The sequence below is a fragment of the Aquitalea sp. FG25 genome, assembly GCF_057809375.1.
The window spans coordinates 55,449-73,893 of the sequence record NZ_JBMDJV010000010.1; the positions used below are offsets into that span (position 1 = coordinate 55,449).

Here is an 18,445-nt window from a genome sequence, read left to right on the forward strand (position 1 = left end):
GCGGTGGGGGCTCCTGTCAGGAGCATGTGCCCGGCATGCATGTGCCGGGCATCGGATGATTATTGCAGGCTGGCTACCGTGCTGGGCATAGCCTTGGCCAGCACATAAGTGCCAGGGGCTGCCACCAGTGCCGGAAACTCTTTGCTGCCGGCCGTTTTGGGGGCGGCAACCTTCTTGCCGGACTGCGGGGCCAGCCAGCTGTCCCAGTCTTTCCACCAGCTACCCGGACGGCTTTCGGCACTTTCCAGCCACACTTCCGGGTCGTCTACCAGATTTTCATTCACCCAGTAATTGCGCTTGTCCTTGGTAACCGGGTTGATGGAACCGGCGATATGGCCGGAAGCACCCAGTACGAAGCGGCGCGACGGGGCGCCCGTCAGGTACTTGATACCCGAGAAGGCGGATTTCCACGGCACGATGTGGTCTTCGCGGGCGGCAAATACGTACAGCGGGATATCCAGCTTGCTGATGTCGATGGGCACGTCACACAGGGTGATGGCATTTTTCTTCACCAGCGCATTGTTCAGGTAGAACTGGCGCAGGAAGAAAGTATGCATCGGCAGCGGCAGGTCGACGGCGTCGTTGTTCCAGTACAGCAGGTCGAACGGGGCCGGGGTCTTGCCTAGCAGGTAGTTGTTGACCACGTAGTTCCATACCAGATCGTTGGCGCGCAGGCTGGCAAAGGTGCGGCCGATTTCCTTGCCGCTGACGATGCCGCCGCTGGCCAGCTTGGCTTCGCGGCTGGCGACCAGCTTTTCGTCGATGAACACCTTGATCTCACCCGGGTCTTCATGGTCGACCAGCGAAGTCATGAAGGTGGCGCTGTCGATCAGCTTGATGCCCTTGGCCTGCATCACGCACAGCGAGGTATTGAGGATGACGCCGCCCACGCAGAAGCCCAGTGCATTCATGCTGGGCTGCTTGGTGATTTTTTTCACGGTTTCTGCCGCTGCGATCACGCCCTTCTCGATATAGCTTTCCCAGGTGAAATGCTTCATTTCCGGGACGGCAGAACGCCAGCTGATCAGGAAGACCTTGTAACCCTGGGCCACAAAGTGGCGCACCATGGAGTTGTCCGGCTGCAGATCCATCAGATAGTACTTGTTGATGCAGGGCGGCACGATGAGCAGCGGTTTTTCGTACACCTCGGTGGTGGTGGGGGTGTACTGGATCAGTTCGATCAGCTCGTTGCGGAAAATTACTTCGCCCGGTGTGGTGGCGATATTCTTGCCGATGTCAAACTTGCTTTCATCCGACATCGAGATATGGCCCTTCTGGATGTCTTCGGCCATGTTCTTCATGCCTTCCACCAGGCTTTCGCCCTTGGTTTCCAGTGCCCGCTTGATGACTTCCGGGTTGGTCAGCATGAAGTTGGTGGGGGCCATGGCATCCAGGTACTGGCGGGTGGCAAAGGCCAGTTTTTCCTTGGACTCATCTTCCAGCTGGGATTGATCGACCAGCTCGGTCATCCACTTGGATGTTTGCAGATAGCTTTGTTTCAGGAAGCTGTAGAACGGGTGCTCGTTCCATTCCGGTGCGGCAAAGCGACGGTCGGTTCCGGCTGCCGGTGCTGCAGCTTCGGCCGGCTTTTGGCCGAGGAATTGCAACCACATATTCATTTGCTGCTGGTAGAGATTGGTCTGCATGGCCAGCATCTGGTTGGTGTTGCTCACCATCTGGTTCCAGGCACCGGAAATGGGATTGGCAGCTGCGTCCAGTGGCATGCCGGCGGTCATCGAATTGACAAACTGCTGCATCCACTGTTGGTTGGCCTCGGAGAGGCTGGAGAAAAAGCTCTCCAGGGAAGCGGTCGTGTCCTGAGTCAAGGTACATCTCCTTAACATGCCGTGTAGGGGTGGGTGGATACGTGCTGTCCGGGGCGGTCGGGCGGTGTTGCCGCCGCCGGGGTACTCGCTGACTGTAACAGGACTGTATGACAATTTCACCGGCTGGCGGTATGCCGGCCTGAAAAAATCCACGGTGGGTGCAGGGCTGTTGCGGCAATGCACAAATCATGTCCATGTCCTTAACCCAATACCACAGCCAGTTCCGGCGGGCTTGTCATTTAAAGGCGATCGGGTCAGTCGTGGTGGGCGGCATGGTAGCAGGAAATACCATTCCGATGACATACGTATAATCATCAATTGGCTCCCGCAAGCATGGCACTTCTGGGATAATCGGGCGCTTGAACCGGAAGGAGTGCACCATGGCAGTTGTCATGCTGGATGGCGTGGAGCAGCAAGTCAGCAATATTTTTTGCATTGGCCGCAATTTCGCGGCACATGTGGCCGAATTGGGTAATCAGCTGGAAGAGGAGCCGCTGGTGTTCCTCAAGCCTACCTCGGCCCTCTCCCTGAGCGGGCAGGACATTGTGCTGCCGGCCTATTCTTCTGACGTGCACCACGAGTGCGAACTGGTGCTGCTGATCGGCAAGGGTGGTAGTGATATTGCCGCTGCAGATGCGTTGTCTCACATTGCGGGGGTGGGCATCGGCCTGGATCTGACCGCGCGCGATGTACAAAGCGAAGCCAAGAAAGGCGGCAAGCCGTGGACCAAGGCCAAGGGCTTTCGCCATGCGGCCTGCGTGTCGGATTTTGTGGCGACTTCCCATCTGGATGTCAGTCAGCCCTTCAGCTTCAGCCTGCTGGTAAATGGCGAAACCCGGCAGCAAGGCGATACCCGCCTGATGCTGTATCCGCTGGCCACCCTCATCAGTTATCTGTCGCAGGTTTATGGCCTGACAGCTGGCGATCTGATCTATACCGGCACACCGCAAGGCGTGGCAGCCCTGCATGCGGGGGATGTGCTGCACCTGCAACTGGACGGTGTGGTAAGCGCCGACTGGACGGTGGCGGCATGAGTCGCCAGCGCGAGCAGGACGAAGACGACGGCAAGGTGCGGCTGGACAAATGGCTGTGGGCTGCCCGCTTTTACAAGACCCGTCAGCTAGCGCACGAGGCCTTGGAGCTGGGCCGGGTGCTGGTAAATGGCGAGCGGGTTAAGGCTTCGCGCATCGCGCGCGAGGGGGATGAACTATTGCTGCGCATCAACCAGCTGGAATACCGCATTACCGTGTTGCAGCTGGCCACCCAGCGTCGTCCGGCCAAGGAGGCGGTGTTGATGTATCAGGAAGACGAAGCGAGCAAGACTGAGCGCGAAGAGCGCATGTTGTTGCTGAAGGCCGAGCATGCCAGCTTTCCGCATGGCGAAGGCCGACCCACCAAGAAAGCCCGGCGCGATATTTCCCGCTTCAAGGGCACCCTGTAATCACCATGCCGCACTCTGGCAAGGGTTGCGGCAGCTTGTTCTGATTGTGTATTGATGTCTGCTTCATCTGCGGTTCCCACGACGGCTACCCCGTCACTGCGCCCGTTCGCGGTGTTCTATTTTGCCTATTTCGCCTTCCAGGGTCTGTTTGGTCCGTTCTGGGGCTTGTATCTGGAGTCCTTGTCCTTTTCTGCGTTACAGATTTCCGTGCTGATGGCCCTGTCCACGCTGGCACGTATCGTGGCACCCGGCTTCTGGGGCTGGCTGGCGGACCGGCAAGGGCGGCGACGGGCCATCATCATCAGTACCTCGCTGTGTTCGGCGCTGGCGTTTGCGCTGGTGGGGCTGGGCAATGGTTTCTGGTGGATTTTCACCAGCCTGGCGGTATCGCACTTTTTCTGGGCCGGGGCCTTGCCGCTGGTTGAGGCCAGCACGGCTTATCTCACGCGTGCCCAGCCAGGCCGCTACAGCCGGGTAAGGGTGTGGGGCTCCATCGGTTTTGTCTGCCTGTCCATGGTGGGTGGTTATGTGCTGGACCTGATCCATCTGGCCAATCTACCCTGGGCCTTGCTGCTGCTGCTGACCTTCATCGTGTTGGCTGGCTGGTTCGTGCCCGATGTCAGCAGGCCGCGTCACCACCAGGTGGCAGAGCCAATCTGGCAGACCCTGTGCCAGCCGCGCGTAATGGCCTTGTTTGCCTGTTGCTTCCTGATGGCTTACGCCCACGGGCCTTATTACACTTTTTACTCCATCGGCTTGCGCCATGCCGGGTATGACAAGGGGGCCATCGGCTTGTTGTGGTCGGTGGGGGTGCTTAGTGAAATCCTGGTATTCCTGCTAATGCCGCGCATCATGGGGCGGTTTTCGCTGGAGCGGCTGATGCTGGCCTCACTCTTGACTGCTGTGCTGCGCTTTGTGCTGATTGCCTGTGCGGTGCAGCAGCCGGTACTAGCGGTATTGGCGCAAAGCATGCATGCGCTGACTTTCGGCTTGCACCATGCTACCTCGGTGGGCCTGATTCACCGGATGTTTGCCCAGCAGCATCAGGGCCGGGCGCAGGGTTTGTACATCATTGCCTCGTTTGGTGTGGGCGGCAGTTCCGGCGGTCTGGTCGGCGGTTTGTTGTGGCCGCATGGCGGCATGTTGCTGACGTTTGGCATGTCGGTACTGGCTGCGGCGCTGGGCGTGCTGGTGTGCCTGCGCTGGTTGCGGCCAGAGCCGTACGCCAAGGCTACAGCAGCATGATCAGCTTGAGCTCCGGCGCAGCAGCCAGGTTCAGCGTCAGCTGCTGATATATCAGACGGCCGCGTTGCGGATGGTTGAAGGCGCGCTCGCCGCCCTCGCGGCCTTGCACATCATGCTGCTGCCACAGCGTATCGAATTCCACACTGCCCTGACGCAGGGTGTCCACCCACTGGTGAATGGCGCTTTCTTCCAGTCGCTCACCGGCATCGGCGCGAAACTCCGCTACCATACGGCGCGCGCGCATCGGCCAGTCTTCCACCAACTGGCGTGAAGCGGCTTGCAAAAACATGAAATCCAGCAAGTTGTGTCGTGCCAGTGGCTGGTCCAGCCAGCCGCTGAACAGCTCGGCCGCCAGCGTATTCCAGGCCAGCGCATCCCAGTTGGCATCCAGCACATAAGCTGGAGCGGCAATCACATCTACCGCCGCACTCAATGCCTGACGCGATTGTGGATTGCGCTCAGTTTGCCGCTCCTGCGGGTTTTTCAGCCCGGCCAGCTTGAACAGGTAATCACGCTCGGCATGGGTCAGCAGCAGCGCATCGGCCAAGCGGGACAAAGTCTGGGCTGATACCGACTGGCTGCGGCCCTGCTCAATCCAGGTTAACCAGGTAGGGCTGATGCCGCACAGGGCGGCCACTTCCTCGCGCCGCAGGCCTTTGGCGCGGCGTCGGCTGCCTGCGGGCAGGCCAGCCTGTTGCGGGCTGACCCGTTCGCGATGGGCGCGGATGAATTCACCCAGCGGGCTGGTGGTTTTGCTCTGGCTCATGTTGATTCCTGATCGCGTTTCCACTTTAACGTAGTAGTGTCAGTACTAGTATAAATGCTTATCTTGTACTAGGAAAAAAGCTGCGCGATGATGTGTGCCAACAACAGCCGATTTCTGTAGCGCACCACGGCCAAGGCGATCAGGACAGCCTTGTGGCGGTAATGATCAGCGTGACAGAATGGCTGCCTTGATATCCGGCAAACCGGCGGTTTCATCACCGCCATTTCACGAGCAGGAAGCCATGACAGCACAAACTCTTTACGACAAGCTCTGGTCCAGCCATGTAGTGCGGGAAGAGGCCGACGGCACGGTTCTTCTTTATATCGACCGCCATCTGGTGCATGAAGTCACCAGCCCGCAAGCCTTTGAAGGCCTGAAACTGGCCGGGCGCGGCCTGTGGCGCGTGGACTCGGTGGTTTCCACCGCCGACCACAACACCCCGACCGACCACTGGGACGAAGGCATCAAGGACCCGATTTCCCGTCAGCAGGTGGAAACCCTGGACGCCAATATCAAGTCCTTCGGCGCGCTGGCCTACTTCCCGTTCAAGGACAAGGGGCAGGGCATTGTGCACGTGATGGGGCCGGAGCAAGGCGCCACCTTGCCGGGCATGACCGTGGTCTGTGGTGACAGTCACACTTCCACCCATGGCGCGTTTGGCGCACTGGCCCACGGTATCGGCACGTCGGAAGTGGAACACGTGATGGCCACCCAGTGCCTGGTAGCCAAGAAATCCAAGAATATGCTGGTGAAGGTGAATGGCCCGCTGCCTACCGGCATTACCGGCAAGGACGTGGCGCTGGCCATCATCGGCAAAATCGGCACTGCCGGCGGCACCGGCTATGCCATCGAGTTTGGCGGCGAAGCCATCCGCAGCCTGTCGATGGAAGGCCGCATGACCTTGTGCAATATGGCCATCGAAGCGGGTGCCCGTTCTGGCATGGTGGCGGTGGACGAAAAAACCATCGACTACGTCAAGGGTCGCCCGTTTGCCCCGAGTGGCGCGGACTGGGATGCCGCCGTGGCTTACTGGAACACCCTGCACTCCGACGAGGGCGCGCATTTCGACGCCGTGGTGGAACTGGAAGCCAGCGACATCAAGCCGCAAGTGACCTGGGGCACCTCGCCGGAAATGGTGACCGATATCGACGGCATCGTGCCGGACCCGGCTGCCGAAGCCGACCCAGTGAAAAAGGGCAGTATTGAACGCGCGCTGGCCTATATGGGTCTGACTGCCAATACCCCGGTGAAAGACATTCCGGTCGACATCGTGTTTATCGGCTCCTGTACCAATTCCCGAATCGAAGACCTGCGCGAAGCCGCTGCCGTGGCACGTGGCCGTACCAAGGCGGCCAGTGTGAAGCAAGTGCTGGTGGTGCCGGGTTCTGGTTTGGTGAAGGCACAGGCCGAAGCCGAAGGGCTGGACAAGATTTTCATCGCGGCAGGTTTTGAATGGCGCGAGCCGGGTTGCTCCATGTGTCTGGCCATGAATGCCGACCGTCTGCAACCGGGCGAGCGTTGTGCCTCCACCTCCAACCGCAACTTCGAAGGCCGTCAGGGGCAGGGTGGACGTACCCATCTGGTCAGCCCGGCCATGGCGGCAGCGGCAGGGGTGACCGGCCATTTTGTTGACATCCGTCAGCTTTAATTCTGCGAAAGGAATTCATCCATGAAAAAAATTGCACTCAGCCTGTTCGTGACCATCCTGCTGTCTGCCTGCAATACCTTACACGGCGCGGGTGAAGACCTCAAACAAGGTGGCCAGGCTGTCGGCCATGGCATCCAGAAGGCCGGACAGGCCATCGAAAACGCTGCCCAGTAAGGGCGGCCCGATTCGGAAAGAATCCCATGAAAGCATTCAACAAACTTGACGGGCTGGTGTGCCCGCTTGATCGCGCCAATGTCGATACCGACGCGATCATCCCCAAGCAGTTTCTCAAGTCGATCAAGCGCTCCGGCTTTGGCCCCAACCTGTTCGACGAATGGCGCTATCTGGACCACGGCGAACCGGGCATGGACAACAGCGTACGTCCGCTGAATCCTGATTTTGTGCTCAACTTCCCGCGCTATGCCGGGGCGCAAGTGCTGCTGGCACGGGAAAACTTCGGCTGTGGTTCCAGCCGCGAACACGCACCGTGGGCGCTGGACGACCAGGGCTTCCGCGTGGTGATCGCCCCCAGCTTTGCCGACATCTTCTTCAACAACTGCTACAAGAACGGCCTGCTGCCCATCGTGCAGCCGGCTGAAGTGGTGGACCAGCTGTTCCGCGAATGCGAAGCCAGCGAAGGCTACCGCCTGACGGTGGATCTGGCAGCACAGACCATCACCACCCCGTCCGGCCAGTCGTTTGCCTTTGACATCACCGAGCACCGCAAGCACTGCTTGTTGGGTGGTCTGGATGAAATCGGCCTCACCTTGCAACACGCGGACGAAATCAAGTCTTACGAGGCGGCCCGCCGCCAGAGCCAGCCCTGGTTGTTCCATCAGGCCTGAACCGGAGAATGACATGAGCCAGAGCGCACACGCAGAACACGTCCAGCAACAATTTGGTGCCCAGGCGGCGGCCTACCTGCACAGCCAGGTACACGCCCAAGGGGCCGAGTTTGCCCAGCTACAGCAAGCCGTGCGTGAGCATGGCGCAGCGCGGGTGCTGGACCTGGGCTGCGGTGCCGGCCATGTCAGCTTCCAGGTGGCCGAATACGCTGCCAGCGTAGTGGCTTACGACTTGTCCGCCAGCATGCTGCAAGTGGTGGCGGAGGAGGCAGCATCGCGTGGCCTCAGCACCCTCACCACGCAGCAAGGCGCGGCCGAGTCGCTGCCGTTTGCTGATGGCGAATTCGACTTCGTATTCAGCCGTTATTCCGCCCACCACTGGGGTGATCTTGGCCTGGCGCTGCGTGAAGCGCGACGGGTACTCAAGCCCGGTGGCAAGCTTGCCTTCATCGATGTGATGTCGCCCGGCCAACCCTTGCTGGATACCTATCTGCAAGCGGTGGAAGTGCTGCGCGATACCAGTCATGTCCACAACTACGCCATGGCCGAATGGCTGGCTGCATTGAGTACGACTGGTTGGCAGGCACAGCAGGTAACGCGGCAAAAGCTGCGGCTGGAATTTGGCGTGTGGGTGGAGCGCATGCGCACACCGCAAACCATGCGCGAAGCTATTCGCCTGTTGCAGCAGTCGGTGGGGCAGGAAGTGCGCGATTATTACGCCATCGAGGCTGATGGCAGCTTTACCGTCGACGTCATCGTGTTGTGGGCGGCGTGAAGATTTCAAAATACAAGTAATCAGAGATAACAAAGGATAAATCATGAAAATCGCCGTATTGCCGGGTGACGGCATTGGTCCGGAAATCATTGCCCAGGCACGTCGTGTGCTGGATGTGCTGCGTCAGGACGGCTTACCGATCGAGCTGGAAGAAGCCCCGCTGGGTGGCGCTGGCTACGATGCCTATGGCGTGCCGTATCCGGAATTCACCCAGAAGCTGTGCCGTGCAGCCGACGCCGTATTGCTGGGCGCGGTAGGCGGGCCGCAATACGACACGCTGGATCGCCCGCTGCGCCCGGAGCGCGGCCTGCTGGCCATCCGCAAGGATCTGAACCTGTTTGCCAACCTGCGTCCGGCCATCCTGTACCCGGAACTGGCCAATGCTTCCACCCTGAAGCCGGAAGTGGTGTCTGGGCTGGACATCATGATCGTGCGCGAACTCACCGGTGACATCTACTTCGGTCAGCCGCGTGGCATGGGCGTGAACGAGCAGGGCGAGCGCGAAGCCTTCAACACCATGCGCTACAGCGAAAGCGAAGTGCGTCGCATCGCGCATGTTGCCTTTGGCATTGCCATGAAGCGCAACAAGAAGCTGTGTTCGGTAGACAAGGCCAATGTGCTGGAAACCACCGAATTCTGGAAAGAAATCATGATCGACGTGGCGCGTGACTACCCGCAGGTAGAGCTGAGCCATATGTATGTCGACAACGCCGCCATGCAGCTGGTGCGCAACCCCAAACAGTTCGACGTAATGGTGACTGGCAATATCTTTGGCGACATCCTGTCCGACGAAGCCTCCATGCTCACCGGTTCCATCGGCATGCTGCCGTCGGCCTCGCTGGATCAGAACAACAAGGGCCTGTACGAGCCTTCGCACGGTTCCGCTCCGGACATCGCCGGCAAGAATCTGGCCAATCCGCTGGCCACCATCCTGTCTGCCGCCATGATGCTGCGCTACACCTTTGCCAAGGAAGAAGCCGCCCAGCGCGTGGAAAACGCGGTCAAGACGGTACTGGCCCAAGGCTACCGTACCGGCGACATCTTCGAGGCAGGCTGCCAGAAAGTAAGCTGCTCCGGCATGGGTGACGCCGTGGTGGCGGCGCTGTAAAAAAAACTTCACCCGGATAGGGTTGACCCCATTGCCTCCTGCGCTATCGCGCTGCACAATGGGGTAATAAAAATACTTGGCCCGCTAACGCTTGCGTTGACGGGCCAATCGCAACTTTAGAGACAGATCCCAGGAGAAACCCGTGAAAGTAGGCTTTGTAGGCTGGCGTGGCATGGTTGGTTCCGTGCTGATGCAACGTATGCGTGAAGAGAACGATTTCGCTGTCATCAACGAACCGGTGTTCTTCACCACTTCCAATGTCGGCGGCAAAGGCCCGGACATCGGCCGTGATGTACCGGCGCTGAAAGACGCCAAGAACATCGACGAACTGAAGGCAATGGACGCCATTGTCACCTGTCAGGGCGGCGACTACACCAGCGACATCTACCCGAAACTGCGTGCAGCTGGCTGGAACGGCTACTGGATCGATGCGGCCTCCACCCTGCGCATGGCTGACGATGCCGTGATTGTGCTGGACCCGGTCAACCGCAACGTGATTGACAGCGCACTGGCCAAGGGCGTGAAAGACTACATCGGCGGCAACTGTACCAACTCCATCATGCTGATGGGCATGGGCGGTCTGTTCCGTGAAGGTCTGGTGGAGTGGGTTTCCTCCATGACCTACCAGGCAGCGTCCGGCGGTGGTGCCAACCACATGCGCGAACTGATCAAGGGCATGGGCGTGGTACACGCAGCCGTGGCTGACGAACTGGCTACCCCGTCGTCCGCCATTCTGGAAATCGACCGCAAGGTGGCTGCTGCCATCCGCGAAGACGTGCCGACCGAATTCTTCGGCGCACCGCTGGCTGGTGGTCTGATCCCGTGGATCGACAAGCAGCTGGACAACGGCCAGTCCAAGGAAGAGTGGAAGGGCCAGGCCGAGGTCAACAAGATCCTGGGCAACGAAGCCATCATTCCGGTGGACGGCCTGTGCGTGCGCATCGGCGCCATGCGCTGCCATAGCCTGGCACTGACCGTGAAGCTGAAGAAAGACCTGCCGCTGGAAGAAATCGAAGCCATCATCAAGTCCGGCAACGACTGGGTGAAATGGGTGCCGAACGACCGCGAAATCAGCGTCAAGGAACTGACCCCGGCTGCCATCACCGGCGGGCTGGAAGTGGGCGTTGGCCGTGTACGCAAGCTGAACATGGGCGGTGAATACCTGTCCGCCTTCGTGATTGGCGACCAACTGCTGTGGGGCGCGGCCGAACCGCTGCGCCGCATGCTGCGTATCCTCATCGAACGCTGATTCGGGTTAAAATGGTCGCTACGCTTTTTTAACCGGCATACCGCCGGGATCGACTACACTGCAAAGGGCGCTTCTTGCGCCCTTTGCTTTTGGCTGAGTTACTATCAGCTTTTTCAGGAATGTAAGGATTTATTCGGATGATGCAGCTTGCTGTAGTAGGTGCCGCTGGCCTGGTTGGCCAATCTGTTCTCGAACTGCTGGCCGAGCGTCAGTTCCCGGCAGAGCGGGTGTTTGCTGTTGATGGCCCGGAGCATGAGGCGTCTACCGTTAGCTATGGCAATCTGGAGCTGGATATTCGGCAGCTAGATGAGTTTGGTTTCGAGAATGTAGCACTGGCCATTTTTGTGGCCGGTAGTGATGTGGCGCGTGAATATGTACCGCAAGCCCGTGCTGCCGGTGTGACCGTGATTGATTTCAGCGATGCCTATCGACTGGATGCCGAAGTGCCGTTGGTGGTGCCATCGGTGAATGGGGATCAACTGGAAGGTTTGGAGGCCGGAGCCCTGGTATCCGCACCCAACTGCACGGTTACTCCGCTGGCCATGGCTTTGCGTCCCTTGCTGCCGCTGCAACCGCGCCGCCTGACTGTTGCCACCTATCAGTCGGTATCCGGTGCCGGGCAGAAGGCACTGGAAGAGCTGGCTGAGCAAACAACGGCATTATTCTCGCAGCGAGAATCTGAAAATACCGTTTTTGCCAAGCGCATTGCCTTTAATGTGCTGCCGCAGATTGGCGATGTTGATGCGGATGGTGTTTCCGCTGAAGAGCTTTCCCTGGCTAATGAATTACGCCGCCTACTGCAGCAGCCGGCACTGCTGGTAGAGGCCAGTTGTGTTCGTGTGCCGGTATTCTTTGGCCATTCTTGGGCAGTAAGCCTTGAAGTGGATGGGGATATTGATCTGCTGCAAGTACGTAATCGTCTGTTGGCGGCAGGATTGCAATTGATCTCTGCCGATCAGCATGGTGGCTACATTACGCCGATGGAGGCAACCGGTAATGACGGTGTCTGGATTAGCCGCCTGCGCAAAACCGGAAATTCACTCAGTTTCTGGTTGAGTGCAGACAATGTCCGGGTTGGTGCCGCACTCAATTGTGTTCTGTTGGCCGAGTCGCTGAATAAAGCTGGTGTGTTTGAATAATTGTAAAGCCCCGGCCAGTCCGGGGTTTTCTTGTTATGTTATCTAGCTAAAAGCTTTGCTAGGGCCTAATATGGCACTAGTTGCCAGTTGTGTGTCCGTGCGGGTAGAGCGGGCGAAATAAAATCAAGATAAATGAGTGCCGGAAGGTAGACTGTGAATAATCAGGCAAAATTCAAGCTGAGCGTGCTGGCTGTCGCCATGGTGTGTTCGGCAAATGTATGGGCCGGTCTTGGCAGGATCAATGTGCGATCCTTCCTGGGGGAGACCTTTCACGCAGATATCGAGTTGACCGGAGTTCGCTCGAGCGAGCTGGAAACCGCCCGCATCGGGTTGGCCAGCCCGGATACCTTTCGGGACTTGAATGTTGATTACAGCGGCAGCATGTCCGCATTGCGCTTCCACGTGGTCCCCTCTGCACGTGGTGCCGTCATCCGGGTGAGCTCAGCCACCCCCATCAACGACCCTTATCTGCGTTTTGTGGTCGAAGCCAAGACCAGTTCTGGTCGTTCGGTGCGTGAATACACGGTGTTGCTGGATCCGGCAACATACAATGCGCCGCAATCCAAATCCATCGTGCAGGACATGCCGCAGTATGCCGAGGACAATCTGTCCAGCCGCTATGTGGGCAAACCAGCCAGACCGGCGCATGCAGTGATCCCGGGCGTAGTGCAGACGCGATCCGGCTCTACACTGCGCGGGATGGCGGCACGGGTGAAGCCGGCTGGCGCATCGTTAGAGCAAACCATGGCAGCGTTGGTGCAGAACAACCCGCATGCCTTCAACGATGGCAATCCCAACAAGCTAAAAGCCGGCGTTACCCTGAAGGTACCAACTGCTGGCAAGGTCAAGGCGCTGTCGGCTGATCAGGTCAATACCATTCTGCACCCCGATGGTACTGCGCCTGCAGCGACCCCGGCCCAGCCGCCGGCTACCGCACCGGCTGCACCGGCGGTCAAGGGCAAGGGTGCTGATGTACTGAAGCTGGTTCCGCCCGATGCCGCAGGTGCTCAGCCGGATGCCAAGCTCTCTGTGCTGGAGCAGCAAGTAAACGCACGCGAGCAGTCGCTGAAGGATGCTGAGGCGCGTATTGCTGCGCTGGAGCAGCAACTCAAGGCCATGCAAGGCGGCAAGCCGCTGGCATCGCAGCCAGATGCAGTGGTGCAAGCCGCCTCGGTACCGGCAGTGGAGCCTGTTGTTCAGGCCAGTGCGCCGGTTGCCGCTGCGCCGGCACCCAAGCCGGTTGTAGCACCCAAGCCGGTTGCCCCTCCGCCGCCGCCGCCGGAACGTTCCTGGCTGGATGGACTGATGGACAAGCTGCCGCTGATCGGTGGTGGCGTGGCGGGTGTCGGCCTTCTCGGTGCGCTTGGCGTGATGATTTCCCGTCGCCGCAAGGCTGCTGCCGGCTCTTCGCTGCAATTGTCCGCCCAGGCCAACAATGCGGTATTGGGTCGCAATGCTGTGGGTAGCGGCCCCAGCTCGGTCAGTGGCGGCCACTCCTTCATGACCAATTTCACCCAGTCCTCCGGTGCGATTGATGCAGCTGAGGTTGATCCGGTAGCGGAGGCCGAAGTGTATATGGCCTATGGCCGTGATGCGCAGGCCGAGGAAATCCTCAAGGATGCACTGGCCAAGGATCCATCGCGCCAGGAAGTGCGCCAGAAACTGCTGGAGCTGTATGCAGCTCGCCCGGATGCCGGCAACTTTGAGAAGCTGGCACGTGAATTCCATGTCAGTACGGATGGTAAGGGCCAGGCCTGGGCCAAGGTGGCTGCGATGGGGCTGGCTATCGATCCGGCCAATGCGCTGTACCAGCTTGCTGCCGATGATCTGCCAGCAGAAAGTACGGCGGCGGCTGCCAATGGCGTGATCGATCTGGATCAGGAACTGTTTGGCGAGGCTGTGCCCGAGCCGGTTGCCGCCAAGCCGGTTGAGGCTGCAGCACCGGTTGCTGTCGATGATCCGCTGCGTGCCGCTCTGTTTGCCGAAGAAGAAGTGGTGGCGCCGGCACCAGCGGCAGAATCCAACCTGATGGATTTTGATCTGGATGCCGAGCTGGCCGCGCTGGCACCGGCACCCGCAGCCGAGCCGGAAAAACCGGCAGCAGAGCCTGCAGCCGATACCAATTTGCTGGATTTTGATTTCAATCTGGATGGGCTGGCTAGTGATATTGAGTCGGCCAAAACGGAAGAGCCTGCGGTGGCAACGCTGGAATTGCCAGCGACAGCAGCCGCAAGTGATGGTTTTGAATCGTTGTACGAAGACATGGTGGCTGCTACGCCGACACCTGCTCCTTCTCCTGCTGTACCTGATGCACCGGTTGCCGCTGAGGGCATGACGCTGCTGGATGATCCGTTGTCCACCAAGCTGGATCTGGCCAAGGTTTATCTCGACATGGGTGATCGTGACGGTGCAAGGGAAGTATTGCAGGACCTGGTTGGTGAGGCGCAAGGCAGTTTGAAAGAAGAAGCCCAGGCTTTGCTGACCAAAATCAGCAGCTGAGGTAACTTGGCTTGTTGATCTGGTTCAGCTTGTGAAGCAGGCAGTGCGCAAGCACTGCCTTGCTGATTTTGCCGGTTTTATTTTGCATGGCACACATTTGAGCCGGGTAGTTCATTAGCAATAAAACCTGCCAAAGCAGGAATCAGGGAAGTCCGTATCATGGCTTCAAGACATCGCATGACCTTGCTGGCCATCCTGTTGGCTGGCATGGGCTCTGCAGGATCGGCGCTGGCTGGCTTGGGGCCCATCCACGTACTGTCGTCGGAAGGTCAGCCTTTCGAGGCAGAAATTCCCGTGGTAGATGAGGATCCGCAAGGGAATGTGCTGGTCAGCCTGGCTGATCGCAACAAATATCCTCTGGTTTCCACCTACAGTCAGTCCGCTTCGGTATTGAAGTTCTCTGCTATCCGCAAACCGGATGGCAGTATCCAGAAAATTCTGGTCAAGGGACCTAGCCGTTTCGACGAATCCCTGCTGCGTTTTGCCGTGGAAATGAGCTGGCCGGCAGGACGGTTGGTGCGTGAGTTCGAGGTTGACTATCTGAGGGATGGTCCGCCACGCAAGGACAAGCAGCCTGGTCATGACGATACGGTGAAGAAAACCGCAGTATCGCCCGACCAGATGCCGCGCCTGAGCAGCCTGGGGTTGGGTGAACTAAAGGTAAAGTCCAAGCTGGGCGAACCGCTGGTGGCTGAACTGGAATTGTTTGGCACCGCAGTTAAGCAGACCGACAATGTCCACGTGGCCTTGACTGCTGACAGCTTGCAAGGTGCTCCCAGTGCCGAGCAACTGCAGCTGGTGGCCTCCATCTCCCATCAGTTGACCCGGTCTGCCGCTGGAAAATCCATACTGCTGCTGCGCAGTACCCGGCCGTTGACCGAGCCTTTTCTTGCCTTTCGGCTGGACGTAGGCGCTGCCAATGTGCACGCGCAAAAACGCTATACCCTGCTGCTGGACCCGAACGGTTATGCCGTTGAAGAGCACGCTGCGAATAGTGGCGATACCGACAAGCCGGTGCATAGCGTCGGAAAAACGCAGCCATTGAAGATGTATCGGGTGCTGCGTGGTGATACCCTGTCGCTGATCGCAGCCCGCATGAAGGGCGCTGGCAATCAAGCCGAAGCCGCCCGACGGCTGTATCGCGGCAATCCGGATGCTTTTATCGCCGGTGATGTCAATCGCCTGCGCGCCGGGACCGCACTGAAGTATCCGGCTGCGTGGCACATGGCCAATGCGGTTGCACCAGCTACCCATGTCAAGGCTACTGAGCCTCAAGTGACGGCACCGGCTGCTGCGACCAACGCGGTTGCACCAGCCACCCATGTCAAGGCTACTGAGCCTCAAGTGGCGGCACCGGCTGCTGCAACCAAGGTGGACGCACCGGCCAAGCCGCATGGCAGCCCCGAAGCCATTACGCTCAAGCCCATGGTGAAACCGCCGGTGGAACAGGCTAAAGCGGTGGCATCGGCAGCCAAGCCGGTGGCTTCTGCTCCGCAGGTTGCGGCAGTCAAGGCGGTCACGCCGGGCAAGGCCGTTGAGACTGCCCAGGAGGCCAGGCTGAAGAACATCCTGCAGCGGCAGGATCAGGCGCTGCAGCAGGCCCAGCAACAAACCCAGCAACTGGAACAGAGAATCCGCAATCTGCAGCTGGCCAAGGCCGCCGAAGCCAGTGCCGCCGCCATTGCCAGCCAGAACAAGGCGGTTGCCAGTCAGCCGGTAGATAAGGCCATTGCGGCTCCTGCCAGCGTTGCCGTGGCTGCTCCGGCTGCCGTGCCTGCACAGGCTTCTGCACCTGCAGTGGCAAGCAGTAAGGCCGCACCGGCATCTGCGCCCAAACCGGTGGCAGTCAAGCCCCCGGAGGGCGCGGCAGCGCCAGGCTTCCTGGTTGATGATGTGCTGACGGGGCTGCGCAATAACAGCACCATGATTGCTGGCGGCGCTGCGGTGGCTGCGCTGGCGGCCTTGCTGCTGGCTCAGCGCCGACGCCAGCGCAAGATTGCTACGCCGGAAAGCAAGCCTGAAGGAAAGCCAGTACCCGATAACGCGTCCTTGCTGACCATGGGGCCGCTTACCACCCTGATGAGTGGCATCAAGCGCGGCGAGGGGATTGATCTGGCTTCGGTGGATCTGATCGCGGAAGCCGAGGTGTATCTGGCCTATGGTCGTACCGATCAGGCACTGGAAATCCTGCGGGAAGGCCTGGTGCGCGAACCGATGCGGCAGGATCTGCGGTACAAGTTGCTGGAAGTGCTGGCAATCCAGTCGGACAAGGACGGCTTTGTGGCCGAGGCTACCACGGCGCGTGGCATCTTCGGCAAGGACAGCACGCTGTGGATGAGGGTGTGCGAACTGGGCCGAACGCTGGCACCAGAGCATCCGCTGTTTGATGCGCGCCCGGCTGCAGCAGTATCACCGCTAGATCTTGAACCGGTCAGAGTGCAGGCTGCCGCTGATGTGCCTGTGGCAGCTGCTGCGCAGAATCCTGCCAGTATGCCGGTGGATATGGCTGCTGAACTGGGCGCACTGGAACCGCCGCCGGAAGAACCGCTGGCGATGGATTTCATCGAGAAAGAACCGGCAGGTCCGGCACCCCTGCCGCCGGCTAACGAGCAGAGCAATGCACTGAGCGGGCTGGATGCCTTTGCCTCGCTGGGGGAGCAGGAGCTCGAAAGCGTGGTGAATCAGGCACCAGAGCCCATGCTTAACATGGATTTCCTGTCCGATCTGCCTGAGTCGGTAAAGCTTGAGCCTCCGGTCAGCAAGCCAGCGCCGGCCACGTCGCCCCAGCCCCAGGCCTCCACATCGCAGTCCGAAGCCAATGACAAGATGGAGCTGGCCAAGCTTTATCTCGAAATGGGCGACAAGGAAACGGCGGAAGCCCTGATGAAGGAAGCCGGGCAGACAGCCTAGACTTTTGATGCCATGTCGACGGGGATGCAATGCATCCCCGTTTTTCATGCGGCTATACGCTGCTGCCAACCGGGCCGCTGGACGTGGCTTCTTGAATGTCGGCATGGCGTAAACCCCGCAGGATAGGGTAGAGTTGATGCTTTATCGCCCCGCTGGCAGTTGCCTGTGCGCTGACTGCGGGAAGTTTTGCAAGCAAGGTGTGGGCATGAGAATAGCGCTCGGCATCGAGTATGACGGGCGGGCATTTTCCGGCTGGCAGACTCAGCCGCATGGCAATACCGTCCAGGACAGATTGAATCAGGCCATCAGCCAGATTGCCGGACAAAAGATAACAACCCTGGCTGCCGGTCGAACCGATGCCGGTGTGCACGCCGCCATGCAGGTAGTGCATTTTGATACGACAACCGAACGGCAGCTGAATGCCTGGGTGCGTGGTGTCAATGCGCTGCTGCCACCGGAAGTGGCCGTGGTATGGGCACGGGAAGTGAGTGATGACTTTCATGCGCGCTTCTCGGCATTTTCGCGTTCCTACAGTTATTTCCTGCTGACCCACCCGGTGCGCCCCTGCCTGCTGGCAGGCAAGGTGGGCTGGTACCACCAGACGCTGGATGTAGCCGCCATGCGCGCTGCGGCGCAGTACTTGCTGGGACAGCATGATTTTTCCAGCTTCCGGGCTGCCGAATGTCAGGCCAAAAGCCCGCTTAAAAACCTGCAGCAGCTGGATATCCGCGAAGAGGGCGGTTTGATCCGCTTTGATTTCATGGCAGATGCCTTCCTGCATCACATGGTGCGCAATATCGTCGGTGCATTGCTGTACGTGGGTAAGGGCAGCCTGGATGTGGCAGATCTGCAAGCCTTGCTGGCCGCGCGCGATCGTACCCGGGCACCGCCCACCTTCATGCCGGATGGTTTGTACCTGACCGGTGTTGGCTATCCCGGTGAGTTTGACCTGCCCGCGCGGGCAGAACCGGCGCGCCTGGCTTTGTGGAGATGA

15 protein-coding genes are annotated in these 18,445 nt (G+C 59.5%); 13 read left to right on the forward strand and 2 right to left on the reverse strand.

From position 1 onward, the window contains the following. Positions 1–59: 59 nt before the first annotated feature. Positions 60–1,757 (reverse strand): PHA/PHB synthase family protein, encoded by a 1,698-nt coding sequence (locus tag ACODR9_RS10705; RefSeq protein WP_488809340.1) that lies wholly within the window; start codon positions 1,755–1,757, stop codon positions 60–62. 449 nt (positions 1,758–2,206) lie between these two features. Here ACODR9_RS10705 and ACODR9_RS10710 point away from each other — a divergent pair, with 449 nt between their 5' ends. The 3 genes from ACODR9_RS10710 to ACODR9_RS10720 are packed head-to-tail and all read left to right on the forward strand — an operon-like array spanning position 2,207 to position 4,512. Beyond that, entirely contained in the window at positions 2,207–2,860 is a 654-nt protein-coding gene (locus tag ACODR9_RS10710; protein ID WP_488809240.1) for a fumarylacetoacetate hydrolase family protein, read from the forward strand. After that, on the forward strand, positions 2,857–3,267 hold the full coding sequence (locus tag ACODR9_RS10715; protein ID WP_488809241.1) for an RNA-binding S4 domain-containing protein: 411 nt from the start codon (positions 2,857–2,859) through the stop codon (positions 3,265–3,267). The genes ACODR9_RS10710 and ACODR9_RS10715 overlap by 4 nt, the downstream gene beginning before the upstream one ends. Positions 3,268–3,321: 54 nt before the next feature. Then, entirely contained in the window at positions 3,322–4,512 is a 1,191-nt protein-coding gene (locus ACODR9_RS10720) for an MFS transporter (protein ID WP_488809242.1), read from the forward strand. Here the strand turns inward: ACODR9_RS10720 and ACODR9_RS10725 are convergent. Beyond that, entirely contained in the window at positions 4,499–5,278 is a 780-nt protein-coding gene (locus tag ACODR9_RS10725) for a helix-turn-helix transcriptional regulator (protein WP_488809243.1), read from the reverse strand. The two genes, ACODR9_RS10720 and ACODR9_RS10725, sit on opposite strands and share 14 nt — an antisense overlap. Positions 5,279–5,519: 241 nt before the next feature. Between ACODR9_RS10725 and leuC the strand changes: the two genes are divergently transcribed. From leuC to truA, 10 genes are all read left to right on the forward strand, one after another. Then, positions 5,520–6,926, forward strand: a complete 1,407-nt coding sequence (leuC, locus tag ACODR9_RS10730; RefSeq protein ID WP_488809244.1) for a 3-isopropylmalate dehydratase large subunit — start codon at positions 5,520–5,522, stop codon at positions 6,924–6,926. A 21-nt stretch (positions 6,927–6,947) separates the two neighbouring features. After that, the gene (locus ACODR9_RS10735; protein ID WP_124643729.1) at positions 6,948–7,100 is read left to right on the forward strand and encodes an entericidin EcnAB; all 153 of its coding nucleotides are present in this window, start codon (positions 6,948–6,950) and stop codon (positions 7,098–7,100) included. A gap of 26 nt (positions 7,101–7,126) precedes the next feature. Next, complete coding sequence (gene leuD / locus ACODR9_RS10740) at positions 7,127–7,771, forward strand: 3-isopropylmalate dehydratase small subunit (RefSeq protein ID WP_488809245.1); 645 nt, start codon at positions 7,127–7,129, stop codon at positions 7,769–7,771. Between the two features lie 13 nt (positions 7,772–7,784). Further along, entirely contained in the window at positions 7,785–8,546 is a 762-nt protein-coding gene (locus ACODR9_RS10745) for a class I SAM-dependent methyltransferase (RefSeq protein WP_488809246.1), read from the forward strand. A 43-nt stretch (positions 8,547–8,589) separates the two neighbouring features. Beyond that, complete coding sequence (gene leuB, locus ACODR9_RS10750; RefSeq protein WP_488809248.1) at positions 8,590–9,654, forward strand: 3-isopropylmalate dehydrogenase; 1,065 nt, start codon at positions 8,590–8,592, stop codon at positions 9,652–9,654. A gap of 142 nt (positions 9,655–9,796) precedes the next feature. After that, complete coding sequence (gene asd / locus ACODR9_RS10755) at positions 9,797–10,903, forward strand: aspartate-semialdehyde dehydrogenase (RefSeq protein WP_488809249.1); 1,107 nt, start codon at positions 9,797–9,799, stop codon at positions 10,901–10,903. A gap of 137 nt (positions 10,904–11,040) precedes the next feature. Continuing rightward, positions 11,041–12,042: an aspartate-semialdehyde dehydrogenase gene (locus ACODR9_RS10760; protein ID WP_488809250.1), complete on the forward strand. Its 1,002-nt coding sequence runs from the start codon at positions 11,041–11,043 to the stop codon at positions 12,040–12,042. 153 nt (positions 12,043–12,195) lie between these two features. Continuing rightward, positions 12,196–14,541, forward strand: coding sequence for a motility hub landmark protein FimV (locus ACODR9_RS10765; RefSeq protein ID WP_488809252.1), 2,346 nt, complete (start codon positions 12,196–12,198; stop codon positions 14,539–14,541). A gap of 159 nt (positions 14,542–14,700) precedes the next feature. Continuing rightward, positions 14,701–17,451: a type IV pilus assembly protein FimV gene (locus ACODR9_RS10770; RefSeq protein ID WP_488809253.1), complete on the forward strand. Its 2,751-nt coding sequence runs from the start codon at positions 14,701–14,703 to the stop codon at positions 17,449–17,451. 205 nt (positions 17,452–17,656) lie between these two features. Further along, positions 17,657–18,445, forward strand: a complete 789-nt coding sequence (gene truA / locus ACODR9_RS10775; RefSeq protein ID WP_488809254.1) for a tRNA pseudouridine(38-40) synthase TruA — start codon at positions 17,657–17,659, stop codon at positions 18,443–18,445.